Origin of the sequence: Fibrella aquatilis, from assembly GCF_017353255.1 — a bacterium.
In the GTDB taxonomy this organism is placed as follows: domain Bacteria; phylum Bacteroidota; class Bacteroidia; order Cytophagales; family Spirosomataceae; genus Fibrella; species Fibrella aquatilis.
This window is the reverse complement of record NZ_JAFMYU010000016.1, coordinates 18,108-33,214: the sequence shown is the minus strand read 5'-3', so window position 1 is coordinate 33,214 and position 15,107 is coordinate 18,108. Positions and strand designations below refer to the sequence as shown.

Below are 15,107 nucleotides of genomic sequence, written 5' to 3'. Positions count from 1 at the left end.
GGTTATTGCACCACCCGGATGGGGCTGCCGTCTTCGAGGTAGGCCGAGCCGTCGGTGATGACAGCGGCAATGGTGTTTCCGGTGAGGTTCACAAAGGCCTTGTTGCCCCGTACATAGAGCACGCGCAGTTGCCGTTTGCGGGCTATGTTGCCTTCGTTCACAAACGTGAAGGCCTGCTCGTTGTCGCCTTCCACGATGGCGTCGGCGGGGATGGCCACCAGCGACTGCCGCCCGGCGGGGTAGATCGTGGCTTTGCCAAACAGCCCCGACACCAGCCGGTTGCGGCTGGCCCGGATGAGCAAATCGGCCTGGTATAGCCCCGAAGCGGGGTCGGCCCCCTGCGAGAGGGCCACCACCTGCGCGGGGAGCAGTTCACCGCCAAATGCGTCGAGCCGAACGTCGGCCCGATCACCAGCCCGCAGGCGTGTCCAGGCTTTGTCGGCCACCCCCACACGCAGCACCCAGTCAGACACGCCCGTGCCCGTGACCAGCACCACCGGCACCCCCGGCGACACCAGTTCGCCTTCGTTGACGGGCCGGGCCTGCACCACGCCGGAGAGCGTAGCATACAACCTCGACAACCCCTGATTGGCCCGCGCCATAGCCAGTGTCTGGCGCGATGTTTCGAGCGCAGTAGTCTGATTTTGAGCCTGTTCCAGCGTGGCTACCGAATCCTGATAGAGCCGCTGGGTCCGTTGCCAGTCGCGCTCGGCTTTGCTGAACAGCTGCCCGGCCTGGGCCACCTGGGCGTCGAGTTCGGTGGTGTTGAGCGTGGCCAGCAGTTGGCCTTTCTGCACCGTCTGCCCTTCGCGAACGTAGAGCTTGCTGATCACGCCGCCCACCTTAAACGACAGCCGCACCTCTTGCCGGGGCGACAGCAGCCCGGTGGCCACCACGGGTTCGGCAGCACTCACCTGCTCTACCGATTGCAGGCGCACGGAGATGGCATCAGGGCCAGTGTTGGCCTTATTCTGAGTGGGGGCAGGCGACTGGCAGCTCCAGATGGTGGCCAGCAGGGCGAGTATGAAAATCGGTTTCATATAGTGAAAGAGCGAGAGAGTGAAATAGCGAAAGAGTGAATAGCGAGAGAACGAATGGCGAGGGTGATGGCAAATGGTGAGGATGGATAAGTGAACAGCGTTGGGTGCGTAGATCGCTCTTTCGCCATTCGCTCTTTCACCATTTACCCTTTCACCCGCTCCAGCTGCGCCAGGCGAATCCAGGCGTCGTAGAGGCGTAGTGTCTGTTCAATCTGTTGTTTCATCACCTGATTTTGGGCGTCAAGCAGCTCTACGTAGCCCACCATGCCTTCGCGGTAGAGCTTCATCAGGTCACGGTAGTAGCGGTCGGCCCAGGGCTGCTGTTCTTTCTGCTGGTCGTAGCGGGTGAGGGCAGCCTGGAAAGCCAGCTCGGCCTGTTGCATCTGGGCGTTCAGGTCGTTGAGGGTCTGGGTCAGGCGCAGTTCAGTAGCGGCAATGTCGGCGCGGTTCTGGGCCATTTTCAGCTGCCGCCGCCCCGCCGTGTAAATCGGCAGGTCGAACGAGATACCGGCCAGGATGAAGCCGTTGGGGGTTAGAAAGTTCTGATCACCACCCGCCAGCGTGGCCACGTTCCCCTGCGACCCCACGTCGAGCGAGAGGCCCAGCTTAGGTTTGTTGCTCACCTTATTTACCTGAAGCTGAAGCTGTTGCGCCGACATCAGCGATCTCAGGCCTGCCAGTTCTTCGCGGTTGCCGTCGGTCAGGGGGGCTTGCGGGCGGGTGGCGCGGTAGGTCGAATCAAACAGGACCGGTTCGGCGGGGGCGCGGTTGAGCAGGTGGTTCAGGTAGAGCGCGGCCTGCTGCTGATCGCTGCGGGCTTCTTCCAGGCGGAGGCGGGCGCTGCCCAGTTCGCCCTGCATCCTGACCAGCACGGTGGGGTTGGCTTTGCCGTTTTGCACCAGCGACTTATTGAAGCGCTCAGTGTCGGTGAGCAGGCGCAGGCCCGTTTCGCAGATCACCACCACTTCGGCGGCTTTGAGGTACTGGAAATAGGCCATTTTGATGGTCTTCGTCAGCTCGCGCCGATACACGTCCTGCTCGGCTTTGAGGGCGTTGATCTGTTCGCCCTGGAGGCTGCGCTGAAGCCGAAGCTCGGCGTTGATGAGGGGCATCATGGTATGAAACCGGGTGTCGTAGAAGTCTTTGGGGTAAAAATTTTCTTTGTAGTCGGCCACCTGAGGAAACTGCTTGGTCTCGGTCAGTTTGTTGAGCGTGGTGTAGACCGGGTTCAGCAACGACCCCACCGGAAAAGCAATCTGACGACCACCCACGGCCGTGGAATAGGTGGTATTGAACTGCACCGTGGGCCGAAAGGCGGTCCTGGTTTCGTCGAGCATGAGCAGGGCTTTTTGCAACTGAAACTGCTGCTGTTTCAAGTTCAGATCGGCCTGAAGACCCAGCTGCACATAACCCGACAGCACCGTCTGCTGGGCCAGAGCCGGGCGGGCGGGTAGCAGCCCCAGTGAGCTAAGAAAAAGAATAAATAGTAGGTATCGCATGATTATCAACGGTTTAAGAAGCAGCACGGGAGAAAAATCGGTTAAGCCACCAGGTCAAGTTCAGCCTCGGCGGGCGGGGCAGTAGCCAGATTGGTGGTGTCTGTTGCGTTGGCCGTTGCGGTAGCCACCGGCGCGGCCATTGGCGAGGGTTGATGGCGGCGCAGGCTATGCCAGGCCAGCAAACCACCCGCCAGCACCAGCCCCCCCGCCGACACAAACGGTGCCCCCGGAAAGTGATAGGCCGACCGGGCGGCGAAGTAGCTGAACAGGCCCGTGGCCAGCAGCGGACCCACCACCGCCGTGAGGCTGGTGAGCGCCGACAAACTGCCCTGCAACGTGCCCTGCTGGGCGGCATCGGTGCGTTGCGAAAGCAGGGCCTGCAACGAAGGCGTGACAATGCCCCCAAAAGCATAGGGCAGCATGAGGGCGTATACCCAGCCCACCTGCACCACAAACGGAAACACAAACGCCGCCACCGCCCAGGCCAGACAGCCCCAGGTAATGGCTGCCAACTCGCCCCAGCGCGGCACCACCACCCGCACCAGCACGCCCTGCACGCCCACAATCAGCAGCCCGGCAAACCCCATCGACCAGCCCACCTGCTGCTGTCCCCACCCAAACGCCAGCTTGGTGTAGTAGACCCAGGTGCTGGGCAGGGTTTGTTCGGCCATTTGGATACAGAAGAGCGCCGCCGCCAGGCCCATGAGCGCGGGGCGCAGCAGGGGTCCCAGGGGGTTGGTGAGCGCCAGCCGACTGGGTTGGCGCAGGGGCGTTACCAGCGATTCGGGCAAGAAGAAATAGGCCGCTACGGCGTTGACCAGGGCTAGCCCCGACGCCGCCAGAAACGGGTATTGGAGATCGATTTGACCCAGAAAACCACCCAGCACCGGCCCCAGAATGAAGCCCAGCCCAATGGCCGCGCCAATGACGCCGAAGTTGCGGGCACGGTGGGCGGAGGTGCTGATGTCGGCCACGTAGGCAAAGGCGGTGGTCATGCTGGCCCCGGTAATGCCCGCCACGCACCGGCCCACAAACAGCCAGGCATAAGACGGCGCAAAAGCCATAACCACATAGTCGAGGCTGAAACCCGCCAGCGACGCCAGGATCACGGGGCGGCGGCCATACCGGTCACTGAGGCGGCCAATAATAGGCGAAAACACAAACTGCATCACCGAATAGGCAATGAGCAGGGCCGCACCGTAGACCGACGCGTTGGCGGTGGTGGTCCCCAGGTGGTGCTGCACCAGATCGGGCAGCACAGGAATGATGAGGCCAGCGCCCATGACGTCGATAACCACAACGGCAAAAAGAATCAGGAGTCGGTAGTGTTTGGGCGAAGGCATGGCGGTGAGCTTAGTGAATGACGTAGTGGTTGGCGAAGGCGTAGGCGACGTACTGAGCATCGTGCGAAAACGAGATGGCGCAGGGCTGCGGCTGGTTGTTCAGGTGCAGCACCGGCCCGCCTGATCCCCAGGCGCTGTGCTTATTTTTTTCAAACGTGAGCCGAACGCCGGGCAGCAAACCCCACTCGGCCCGGAAACGGTTGGCGGCGGCCTGCCGCACCTGCGCCGACTGCTGAGCGGGGGCCGAACCAGCCCGCCGTATTTCCCAGTGTACGGTTTCGAGGGCTGCCAGCGACCCCGCCACCACGCTCATGAGGCAGGTTGGGGTGCCCACTGTGCGGCCATAAGCAATGCCCAGGGGCGTTTGCAGGCAGGTGGTGGTGGCCGGGAGGTGGTCAAATCCGTGGTCGCGCCAGTGGGTGGCGGGCAGCGGGGCAGGTACAGTAGGGCTGCTGAGCAACCCGAAGCGCGTGGCAACAAACGTGAGCGAGGGCTGCTGTTGCTGGCAGTATTTGTAGGCCGCCTCTTTCAGCGACCAGAGCAGCCACAGCAACCGGTCGGGCTGGGGTGCCCCCACCACCAACTGCTGTTCGTGGGGGGTGAGCACCTTTTGCCGAAACCGGGCGGCATGATCGGGATCGTGCCGCCGGAGGGCCGTGAGGCAGACGAGGTCGTTACCGAGCCACATCGACCAGCATTTTTTCCAGGATCAGGTCCACGCAGCTACCCACGGTGGTCATCTGGTCAATCGAGTCGTTGTCGATTTCGATGTCGAATTCCAGCTCCGTGTCAATCACCACATCCACCACGTGGGCCGAGTTGATGTGCAGGTCTTTGGTGAGGTGGGTATCGTTGTTGAGGCCCGTCAGCAGTGCTTTGTCGGCGATATAGGGCGTGAGGATGGCGACGAATTTTTCGCGTAGAACGTCAGGTGACATAGTGGTAATTGATTATGGTTTGGTGAAAACGATGCAAGAATTGACGTCGCCAAAGCCGAAGTTGGCTTTGATAACCGTGTTGATCTCTTGCTCGATCAGCTGGGCCGGAATACGGCTGGGGCTGATGAGCGCTTCGATCTCGGGGTGAGGGTCCTCGCAGTTGATGCTGGGGTGAACAAACCCGTGATGGAGTTGCAGGATGGCCGCCACTGACTCAATAGACCCCGCCGCGCCCAGACAATGCCCAATCATGGACTTCAGCGAATTGATGTAGGGAAAATCTGCCCCCCACCGGTCGAGCACCGTGGCCCAACTGCGCACCTCTACTTTGTCGGCGAAGGTGGAGGTAAGGTGCCCGCAGATGAGGTCCACGTCGGCGGCTTTGATATCGCTCAGTTCCATGGCCCGCTCAATGCAGCGCCGCACACCCGCCGGGCTGGGGGCGGTCATGGTGCCGCCGTCGCGTTGGCCGCCACTGTTGGTGTAGCCCCCCTTTATTTCGGCATAAATACGTGCCCCACGGGCAATGGCCATGTCGCGTTCTTCCAGAATGAGCGCCCCGGCACCCGAACTGGGCACAAAACCCGCCGCCGTAGCACTCATAGGCCGCGAAGCCGTTTCGGGCGTCGGGTTCGACCGCCGGGTGATAATCCGCATGGCGTCGGAGGCCGCCCAGATGTGCGGACTGGCCGACTCGGCGCTACCCGCCACCATTCGGTTGGCGTAGCCATGCCGAATGCGGTCATAGGCCAGCAAAATAGATTCGGTACCCGTGGCGCAGGCCGACGCATTGGCCGACACCTGGTTGCCCAGGCCCAGCAACCCGCCCACGTAGGCACACACCCCGCTGAACATGGTTTGCTCGATAAACCGCGTACCCAGCCGCCGCGACTCCATCCGGTCAATCGTGTTGACAGCCTCGCGCATCACGGTGGTGTCGCAGGAGGTAGTGCCAAACACGCAGCCCGTGTCCCAGTCTACGGTGTCGGGGTCTATGGTCAGGCCCGCGTCGAGCCAGGCCTGGGTGGCCGCTACGCAGCCGTAGATTACGTTGGTGCTTTTGAGGGCTTTCAGGGTGTTTTCGGTGAAATACGCCGACAGCACACCCTCTTCCAGTTGGGGCCAACCGGCCACCCAACAGCCTAAATTCCAATCCATTAGCTGCGGAATAACCCGTATGCCCGACTGCCCCTGCCGGATTGATTGGGTAAACGAGGGCACGTCGGCGCCATTGGGGGCAACCACCCCCAGGCCGGTAACAACAACACGTCTCATGGCTTTAAGCGCTTAATTATGTGGAATATTCGTCACCATTCCGGCCAGTTCACCTTCGCAGAGGAGGGTGTGGTGCTGGTCGTGCATACGCACTTTGCAGCGCAGCTTGCCATGCCGGAACAAAATCTTTTCCGACGTTACGTACACCCGCTGCCCGCCCGTCACCTGCTTATAGAACTGCATGGCCGAGGCCGTCAGCACGGGCAGGGCATTGAGTGGCACCAACCCCGAATCGGGTCCCTGGAGCAGGTAAATGCCCAACGGAATGAGGCCAATCTGGGCCATGATTTCCGTCAGGATCACCCCCGGCACCACCGGGTAGCCGGGAAAATGACCCTTGAAATAGAACGCATCGCTGTCGAGCAGGTAATTCCCTTCGGCCCGCGTATCGTCGAGGTAGGTGATGGCATCGACAAACCGAAACGGTTGCTGCTGCGGAATGCTCGTCAGGATAGCCGCCCGAACGGGACCAGAAGCAGCCGGAGCCAGATAGCTAGTGTTCATAAGTAGTTGGTGATTAAGAAGTTAAGCTTATAGATGCAGCAAATCGAGGCCTGCTTCCTGGCCTAGCCAGTGTTTCAGGGCGCAGATAATACCCAGCCGCCCCGACCGGAACGACCCGTCGGCGGGCAGCGCTCCCTGTTGCAACGCCTGCATCACTTCGCCGAGCCAGTAGTGCGCTTCGGCCAGGTAAGCTTGCTGCTGGGTCAGGCCATGCAGCCGCCGGTAGAGCAAGCTTAGTCCAGCCATACCGTTGAGCAGGCCGGGTTGTTTTTGGGTCAGTCTGCCCTGCTGGCGCTGGTGCATCAGGTAGCCCCCAATGCGGTTGGCCCACTCGGTGAGTTGATCCTGGTGTTGCAGGCCAGCCACTTCGTGTAGCAATAACAGATGCCCCAGGTCGCCCTGACTCCACGACTGCTCGTCGGCCTGGTTCCACTCTTCGTGCCGCACCGACACCGGAAACAGCGACGAGAACTCGAAGCCACCCGTGGCGGGTATCTGGTGGGTGTAGAGAAACCGCACATAGGCCTCCAGATACGGATCAAGATCACTAACGTCCCTGGCTATACGCTGGTCAGCTGTCAGGCAGTAGCTACGGGCTTTCAACAGCGTTAGCAGCCAGCCCGTGGCCCCAATTTCGGTAGTCAGGTCCAGGCCGGGGTTCCAGCTACCGGCGGGGTGCTGGTGTTGCAGCAACCGCAGCAGTTTGGCCATCCGGCCGTCGGCAACCGGCAGCTGACAGAGCGAGATGATAAGGTAATGCACCGCCAGAGCACAACCCGACGGCATAGCGGCGGGTGTGCTGGTAAGCCAGTGCATCAGCCAGTCGTAGAGGTAGTCGTCGGCCTGGTGTACCATCGGCTGGCTGTCGGCGCTGGCCAGCGCATTTCGTTTCACCAGCAGCAACCCAATCAGCAAAGCGGGCGAGGGGCCGTTGGCAGGCGTAGGCATGGCTCGCCAGGCCACCGCCCAAGCGGGTTCGTTCAGCAGTACCGAGTGCAGCCAGGTATCAGCGTCGCTCAGTAGTGGCCCGTCGGTGCTTGTTGTCAGCAGCACCGCCAGCATCTCGTCCAGTTGCCGGACGGTGGCAGGTGATGTATCTGTGTCGAAGTCGTGCATGGTGATCATCTGAACGAGTGGGTAATGTGTCTGCGAAGCACTGAATGGCGGCGTGCCGATCAAAAAAGATTATACCAATAGCCCTTTTGTCAGTACGAAGTAATCGGCTGACAGGGCGACAACTGGCTTAGAACCAGATAGTGGTCATGGAACGGCCTCCATTTTTTGTTGTACCGTGGCCTTGTCCGTTGAGTTTAGCTACTTTGCGAACCGAGAGAACAAGTGACTGTGGGCGTGCGGCGATCGTTTTCATTGTCGTGAATGGTTTAGTGTTTTTTGCTTTTTGAACAGGTCAAAGGTGGGGGCCTGAAAACGGGCTGCATAACATCTTATACGAAGAGCCTTTTGCTCCATACCAACCCAACTGATGCCACTTTTCCCTATACCAAACCCACCTTACACCCCTCAATGAGTACCCTTCTCCAGCGTCTTTTTCGCAACAAGCGGTTTCTGGTTCACCTGCTGGTTTGGGTGGGCTATTACCTGGTCAATAGCGCCCTGCTTTATTTCACCAATATGCGCTATCTGGTGGCCGGGCAACTACCATTTACACTGGCCCTACTGGCTATCCTATTCTACACAAACATCTACGTAGTAATAGCCCCTAACATACGACGAGGCACCTACGTCCAATTGGTGGTATCGACCATGGTGCTGCTGGCCCTGTATACTTATCTTCGCTATGCACTGCTCTATAACATACTGCCCATGCTTGATCTGCCCAGCATGTACAATGGCAACAATCAAACAGTAAACGCAGGCTTTGTGCCAGACTCGCTCTGGCTGGCGGTACAGTATTTGCTGGTGAGCTATGGCTACTATTTTGCGGTGACCAATATTGACCTTCAACGCCAGAAACGCTACGACGAACGCCGCATCCTGGACCTGCAACTGGAAACCAAGCGCGCCGAACTGGCCTTTCTGCGCACCCAACTCAACCCCCACTTTCTATTCAATACCCTTAACTTCTTTTTTGCCGATGCCCTCAAGACCTCGCCCCGCCTGGCCGACGCCATCATGAACCTCTCGCAGATGCTGCGCAGCATTACCGAAGTAGGCCAGAATGAACTGGTGCCTGTGGCGCAGGAGATAGCCTACATCCGGCATTACCTGAAAATACAGGAGTACCGATTCAGCAACCGGCTACAGGTAGCCTTTGTCGTGGAGGGCGAAGACCTGGGCACACACTTCCTGATACCCCCCCTCATTCTCATATCACTGGTTGAAAATATTTTTAAGTATGGAGACATCTTCAATGAAACCGTACCTGCCCATATTTACGTAGGTATTTCTGCCAGCCAGCTTTCTTTTACTTCAGTCAATGTGAAACGGGATACGCCCGCCTACACCCAAACAGGACTGGGGTTAAGTAATGTCGACAAGCAGTTAAAGCTGGCCTTTCCGGGCCAAACCACGCTGACAAGTTCCAACGTCGACGATGTGTTTCGCGTTGATCTGTGCATCCGGGTGCCCCATTAGTTTCGCCCTTTATTCCTCATTACACTCAACCATGATCAATTGCTTTATTCTGGATGATGAGCAGGCCGCCATCGATGTCTTGACGCAGTATATTGGCAATACGCCCTATCTCAACCTGGTGGGCAGCACTACGTCGGTGAAAGAGGCCATTCACCTGCTTCAGCAACATCCGGCCGAACTGCTGTTTCTGGATATCCAGATGCCGCTGCTCACCGGACTTCAGTTTGCCAGCCTCTATAAGGATAAACTACAGATCATTTTTACCACCGCCTACAGCAATTACGCCATTGATGGCTTCGAGCATAACGCCCTCGACTACCTGCTCAAACCTATTCCGTTCGACCGGTTTTTGAAGGCCTCGGAAAAAGCCTTCGACTTCTTCAACCGCCAGATTCCGGCCATCAGCGGCACGGTGCAACTGCCTGAAAATGACTATATTCTGGTAAAAACAGAGCATAAAGGCAAGCTCCGCAAAATTTCGTTCGACGAGATTATCTACATCGAAGGGCTGAAAAATTACGTCTCTATTCATACCGAGAAAGAACCCATTGTGACCTACAGCGGCATGGCCGAAATTGAAGAACGGTTGCCCACGCACCTTTTCGCCCGCGTACACCGGTCCTACATCGTGGCCCTGCGCATGATCAACGCCATCGACGGCAATGAGTTGTTCATGAAAAATGCCCCCCGTATACCTACCTCCGGCAAGTACAAAGACGACCTGATGGCGGTGCTCCAGAAATCAATTTTACAGAACAAATAAACCGAAGCAGGTGCCTGCTCAGTGCCCCGCCACCCCACGTTCGGTTTATGTACGAAGCCCTTCCCGCCGACTTCTTTTTGCTGCGTCGGCCGCTGCTGTCGATCAATGACTATATCAGCGTTCAGGACCAGCTCCAGGCGGGCCATCCCCTCGACAGTATCCTTCGGACGGTCTACAGCGCCCCCCACTGCCGCCACGCCATTTACTATGCCTCGCCCGCGCTGCACCAGCAATTGGAGGGCTGGATGAGTAATAAGCTGAGCGTATCGCCCGATTTTCTGCTTACACTCTACCGGTATTTTGTGCGAATGGCCACCCGTGCCACGCCGTTTGGCCTGTTTGCAGGCGTCATGCACGGGCAGTGGCTGGCCAACCCGCCCGCCAACGACAGTACGGCCACTCACCTCCGCCCGGTAGCGCGCCTCTCTACCGACTACCTCTGCCACCTGGTAGCCACCCTCACGCAACTGCCCCACATCAGGGCGCAGTTAGTCTACCGCCCCAACGCCACGCTCTGGCAAAGCGGCGGGGCCTACCGCTACGTGGGTTATACCGAAGACGACGGCCAACTGACGTATTACCAACAGGAAACGCCCACCCACCCGGTGCTGACCCAGCTGCTGGAGATAGCCCGGCCGGGGGCTTCCATAGCACAACTGGCCGGGGTGGTTACCCAACTGGGCAGCACCCAGCCCGAAGCCGAGGACTACGTAACCGCGCTGATCGACAACTACCTGCTGGTACCTACGCTGGGGGTGCCCCTCACCGGCAACGACCCGCTCGACACCCTCATGGCCGACCTGACCGCCCTGAATGGGTGCCAGGAGATTGTGGCGAAATTGCAGGCGGTGCAGCAAATCCTGGCCAGCCACCAGCCCGACACGTATACCCAGATTGATACCCTGCTGCAACCGCTGGGCCTCACCAGCCCGGTGGTGGTGCAGTGCGACCTGCTGTTTCAGGGTCCGCAGCAGGCACTCCCACTGGCACTTAACCATCAGATAAACAAGCTCTTACCACTACTGACCAGACTGGCGCTACCCAAAGAGATACCCTTGCTCCAGGCGTTTCGGACCCGATTTTATGAGCGGTTTGGCGACCAGCAGGTACCCTTGTTGCTGGCCCTCGACCCCGACAGCGGCATTGGTTACGGTCACGAGCAGGCTATTCCTGCCCCCTGGCTTACCCAACCACCCTGGCCCAGCGCGGAAGCCCCGGCCATGCCGCCACCAACGCTGCCCACCCAGGAACTGTATCGGCTCTATGCCACGGCCATGCACCGGCAGGAACAGGTGGTCAGCTTGAGCCGGGCGCAGCTCGAAGCCCTGCTGCCCGCCCCACCAGCCGCCCTACCCTACCATGCCTACCTGATGGTGTCGCTGGTAGAGCAGGCCAACGGGGCCGATCCGCTGGTGTTGCTGAAAGCCATGGCGGGTCCCTCGGCGGCAAACCTGATCGGGCGTTTTGCCCACCTCGACCCCCAGCTAACGGCTGGTTTGGTTGACCTGGCTCAGCGCGAACAACAGGCCTACCCCGATGCCGTACTAGCCGAACTCGTTCACCTGCCCGAAAGTAAAACCGGCAATCTGCTGCGGCGGCCCCAGTTGCGCCCCTACGAGATTCCGGTCCTGACTACCTCTACCCTACCCCTGGCTAACCAGTTTGCCCTCAGCGACTTATCCATTTCGGTAACGCATGGGCAGCATATTACCCTACACGCCCGGCCTCTACACCTGCCTGTGCTGCCCCGGTTGTCAACGGCCCATAACGTACACGCTGGCAGCCTGGTACACTACCGGTTCCTGCACGATCTGCAACACCAGACCGAAAACATCCGGGTCATCTGGCAGTGGGGGCCGCTGGCCGAACTACCCTTTTTACCCCGAATCCAGTGCGGCCAGTTAGTCCTGTGCCGGGCGAGGTGGCAGCTAAAACCGGGCGACATAGATACCGATGCCCACTGGGAACAATGGCGGCAGACCTACCGCCTGCCGCATTTTGTGATGCTGGGTGAGGATGATAACGAACTGGCCATCAACACCTTGTCTCCGCTTGGGCTGGCGCAACTCAGGCATAGCATGAAGCAGGCGGGGCACTTGACGCTGGTAGAGTGGCTCGATGCCACCCAGTTTACCCACGCGCCTCAGTGGAGCCGAGAACTGCTGATTCCCATTCAGGCCACCCGTGTTACCCCAGTACCAAACCCTGCCATCAGCACGACACCGGCAGTGGTAGCCCGTCGTTTTTTGCCCGGCAGCGAATGGGTCTACCTGAAACTATATGCCGGGGCGGCAGTGCTGGATACCCTCCTGCTAGACGGAAACGTGACTACGCTGGTGGACACACTCCAGCGAAAACAGCTCATCGACGGGTGGTTTTTTGTACGCTATGCCGACCCCGAAACCCACCTACGGCTGCGGTTTCGTTGTTTTCCGGCCAAGATTGGGGCGGCTGTCAAGCTCATTAATCAATGGGCAGCCCGGCAAACCGAAGTTGACCAGCGCATTTATCGGGTGCAGTTCGACACCTACGAACGCGAACTGGAACGCTATGGCACCGTGACCATGGCTGCTTGTGAGGCCTGGTTCGGGCATGATTCGGCGGGGGTGCTGCGGCTGATGACCCTGGCCAACCAAAGCCAGTCGGAGTGGGAGCGCCTGCGCATGGGTTGCCTGGCGGTGTATGCCCTGCTCACGGCCTGGCAAAAAACACTACCCGAACAAATTGCACTGGTGGAAGAATGGCGGGAGTTGTTTCTGCACGAATTCAACGCCGACAAACCCCTCCGCGACAGCCTGAACGACCTGTTCAGGCAGCAAAAGCCCCAATTGACGCTTCCAGACTCCATCCACGAAATTGATTTAGTCCAGATACTGGACCACTATACCCGGCAGGCAGCGGCGTTCCGGGCGCAGCACCAGACCCTGACCGACCCTTCCGTTACCGAGGCCCTCCTCCCCCACCTGACTCACATGCTCATCAACCGCCTCTTCCCCGACGATCAGCGTCGGCATGAGCTGGTGGTGTACTATTTTCTGCATAAGCTGTTGAAACAGTGGCACTTCTCAAAACCACCGCAACCCGGAGTGTAGCCTTACTTCACGGGCAAAAACAGCACCGCATCGGCCACCGTGGGTTGGGCTGAGCCAGCCGTGGCTAGTTCTACGTAAGGTACCTGACCAGCTACCACCATGTGTTCGCCGAGAGTAATCCAGTCGTTATTCTGCCGTTGTTGGTTGACTATCAACGCTTTATCTACCTTTCCATTGAAAATTCGTATCTGAACCCGGTCAGCCTTGTCTGACTGCAAGGCCACCTGATCGGGGTTGCCACCGCCGCCTGCCCGCGTGGGGTTGTACATATAGATTCGGTACCGCCCCGGCTTTAGGTCCCTGGCCGAGAAGCGCACCGTTGCCGGTTGGCCGTCGGCACTAACCAGCGCCGAGGTGCCGTATTTACTGCCTTTCGTAATGCGCTGCCAGTTGCCCCGCCGTACCACCCGCGCCGAATCGTCGTTGTCGATGAGCAGTTCGGGGCTACTGCCGTCCAATAGCGGGTTGTCGCGGAGGGTGCGTTGCAGGCGGGCCACATCGATTTGTTGCACGGTCCTGCCTTGGTCAATAGCCTGCACGGCGGCTACCCCGGCGGTTTGGCCCAGCACCATAAACACCGGCTCCATCCTGATCGACCCATAGGCAATGTGGCTGGCCGAGAGGCAAACGGGCACAATCAAATTCGTACAGTCGGCGGGTTTTGGCAGCAGGGCACGGTAGCTGATCGGGTACGGCCCAAAGCCACCCACCTGCACGTCGCCTTCGTTACGCACCATCGCCACGCCGGCCTTTTCCACTACCAGCCGCTGGCAATTGTGCGAATCCATAGTGTAGGCGGCCATGCCGATGCCGTCGGTCACGGTGGCTTTGCCCTCGCAATTAGCCTGCGTCATTATGTAGTCGCCCACCATTCGGCGTGCTTCGCGGATGTAGAGCTGGTGCGAAAAGTGCTCATTATCAGCATATTCATCTTTCGGATAGCCCCATTGCAACATCTCGTCGCGCAGGTGTTTAGGCATACGCGGGTCGTGACCGATGAAATAGAAAAAGCCTTTTGTATACAGTTCGTGGTCGCGGATGATCTCGGCGCGGCGGGCATAGCTGGCGTTGGGGTAATCATGATTCGCACCAATCATATCTGTTGATAGTCCGCCGCAGTTGTTGATGTCGGTCTTGTGGTTGGGCATCATCACAAAGTGCATCAAGTTCCAGGTCAGTTCGTTGGGTACCTTTTTCTGAATCTGCCGCAGCAGCAATTCGTACTTTGTCGAATCGTACCCGGCGGGCTTTGTAATGGGCAGGCGGTTGGTGGGGTCGTCGGTGAGGCACATGCGGTAATTGTAAGCCTGAATAGTCTGGTCGCCGCTGCCGTTGGGAAGCAGTTTGGCCATGCTGACACCGTATAGCAACCCACTTTCGGGTTTTCCAGGAATGCGATAAGGATCAACACCCTCCGGAAACTGGTGTTTATCGAGTAGTTGCACCCCGTTCCATGTTTCGCCGTATTGGCTATTAGCTTCGCGCCCTACGGTGAAGGCCACGCCCGCCATAGCCATCAGATCGCCTTCGTAGGAACAGTCGATAAATTGCTTCGCCGCAATGGTCTGCGTTTGGCCCGGTCCCCGACGTTGTACAACGGGCACGGTCAACGACGGCTCCAGTACAAGGGCTACTAGCTGGTTGCCCGATTTTTGCACCGACCGTAACCGACGATTCATAACCGGTGTAATGCCAGCTTCGCGCAGGTAAGCAGCAAACAGGTTTTCGGCCACGTGCGGCTCAAACGTCCACTGTTCCAGGTGCCCGTAGTGCTGACCAATACGGCGATAAAAATCCCTCGACAGGCCCGTTACGGCCACTTTATTACCAATGTCGGTGGCACCCAGCCCGCCAGCCGTCAGCCCGCCGAGGTGCTTTCCGGGTTCAATGAGCACTACCGATTTGCCCGCCCGTTTGGCCGCCACTGCCGCCATCACCCCCGCCGACGTGCCGCCATACACGCAGACATCAACCACGGGAGCGGGGAAAGAGGGAGGAAAGGAGGAAGGAGAAAAAGAAGAAAGGAGGAGGGAGAGAAGGAAAAAGTACGTTTTCATG

General features: G+C 59.0%; 13 protein-coding genes. 3 read left to right on the top strand and 10 right to left on the bottom strand.

The window, feature by feature from the left end; translation table 11 throughout:
• Nucleotides 1-2: 2 nt before the first annotated feature.
• The 9 genes from J2I48_RS18405 to J2I48_RS28490 all read right to left on the bottom strand — a co-directional run bounded on the left by J2I48_RS18405 (nt 3) and on the right by J2I48_RS28490 (nt 7,968).
• Nucleotides 3-1,040 (bottom strand): efflux RND transporter periplasmic adaptor subunit, encoded by a 1,038-nt coding sequence (locus J2I48_RS18405; RefSeq protein ID WP_207336954.1) that lies wholly within the window; start codon nt 1,038-1,040, stop codon nt 3-5.
• Nucleotides 1,041-1,183: 143 nt separating this feature from the next.
• Nucleotides 1,184-2,539 (bottom strand): TolC family protein, encoded by a 1,356-nt coding sequence (locus J2I48_RS18400; protein ID WP_207336953.1) that lies wholly within the window; start codon nt 2,537-2,539, stop codon nt 1,184-1,186.
• Between the two features lie 41 nt (nt 2,540-2,580).
• On the bottom strand, nt 2,581-3,942 hold the full coding sequence (locus J2I48_RS18395; RefSeq protein WP_207336952.1) for a TCR/Tet family MFS transporter: 1,362 nt from the start codon (nt 3,940-3,942) through the stop codon (nt 2,581-2,583).
• The gene (locus J2I48_RS18390; RefSeq protein ID WP_207336951.1) at nt 3,893-4,570 is read right to left on the bottom strand and encodes a 4'-phosphopantetheinyl transferase family protein; all 678 of its coding nucleotides are present in this window, start codon (nt 4,568-4,570) and stop codon (nt 3,893-3,895) included. The genes J2I48_RS18395 and J2I48_RS18390 overlap by 50 nt, the downstream gene beginning before the upstream one ends.
• Nucleotides 4,557-4,820: an acyl carrier protein gene (locus tag J2I48_RS18385; protein ID WP_207336950.1), complete on the bottom strand. Its 264-nt coding sequence runs from the start codon at nt 4,818-4,820 to the stop codon at nt 4,557-4,559. Before J2I48_RS18385 ends, J2I48_RS18390 begins: the two co-directional genes overlap by 14 nt.
• Before the next feature lie 12 nt (nt 4,821-4,832).
• Nucleotides 4,833-6,095 carry a beta-ketoacyl-[acyl-carrier-protein] synthase family protein gene (locus J2I48_RS18380; protein WP_207336949.1) on the bottom strand — a complete coding sequence of 421 codons (1,263 nt, stop codon included), beginning with the start codon at nt 6,093-6,095 and terminating at the stop codon, nt 4,833-4,835.
• A gap of 12 nt (nt 6,096-6,107) precedes the next feature.
• Entirely contained in the window at nt 6,108-6,599 is a 492-nt protein-coding gene (locus tag J2I48_RS18375) for a 3-hydroxyacyl-ACP dehydratase FabZ family protein (protein ID WP_207336948.1), read from the bottom strand.
• A 27-nt stretch (nt 6,600-6,626) separates the two neighbouring features.
• Nucleotides 6,627-7,724 carry a hypothetical protein gene (locus J2I48_RS18370; protein ID WP_207336947.1) on the bottom strand — a complete coding sequence of 366 codons (1,098 nt, stop codon included), beginning with the start codon at nt 7,722-7,724 and terminating at the stop codon, nt 6,627-6,629.
• A 118-nt stretch (nt 7,725-7,842) separates the two neighbouring features.
• The gene (locus tag J2I48_RS28490) at nt 7,843-7,968 is read right to left on the bottom strand and encodes a hypothetical protein (protein WP_262899099.1); all 126 of its coding nucleotides are present in this window, start codon (nt 7,966-7,968) and stop codon (nt 7,843-7,845) included.
• A 155-nt stretch (nt 7,969-8,123) separates the two neighbouring features.
• Here J2I48_RS28490 and J2I48_RS18365 point away from each other — a divergent pair, with 155 nt between their 5' ends.
• Genes J2I48_RS18365 through J2I48_RS18355 form a run of 3 tightly spaced genes read left to right on the top strand, consistent with a single transcriptional unit; the run spans nt 8,124 to nt 13,049 of the window.
• Nucleotides 8,124-9,194, top strand: coding sequence for a sensor histidine kinase (locus J2I48_RS18365; protein ID WP_207336946.1), 1,071 nt, complete (start codon nt 8,124-8,126; stop codon nt 9,192-9,194).
• Nucleotides 9,195-9,225: 31 nt separating this feature from the next.
• On the top strand, nt 9,226-9,957 hold the full coding sequence (locus J2I48_RS18360; RefSeq protein ID WP_207336945.1) for a LytR/AlgR family response regulator transcription factor: 732 nt from the start codon (nt 9,226-9,228) through the stop codon (nt 9,955-9,957).
• A gap of 47 nt (nt 9,958-10,004) precedes the next feature.
• On the top strand, nt 10,005-13,049 hold the full coding sequence (locus tag J2I48_RS18355) for a lantibiotic dehydratase (RefSeq protein WP_207336944.1): 3,045 nt from the start codon (nt 10,005-10,007) through the stop codon (nt 13,047-13,049).
• 2 nt (nt 13,050-13,051) lie between these two features.
• On the opposite strand, the gene J2I48_RS18350 is transcribed toward J2I48_RS18355, so the two are convergent.
• The gene (locus J2I48_RS18350; protein ID WP_207336943.1) at nt 13,052-15,106 is read right to left on the bottom strand and encodes an FAD-dependent oxidoreductase; all 2,055 of its coding nucleotides are present in this window, start codon (nt 15,104-15,106) and stop codon (nt 13,052-13,054) included.
• Nucleotide 15,107: the final 1 nt, after the last annotated feature.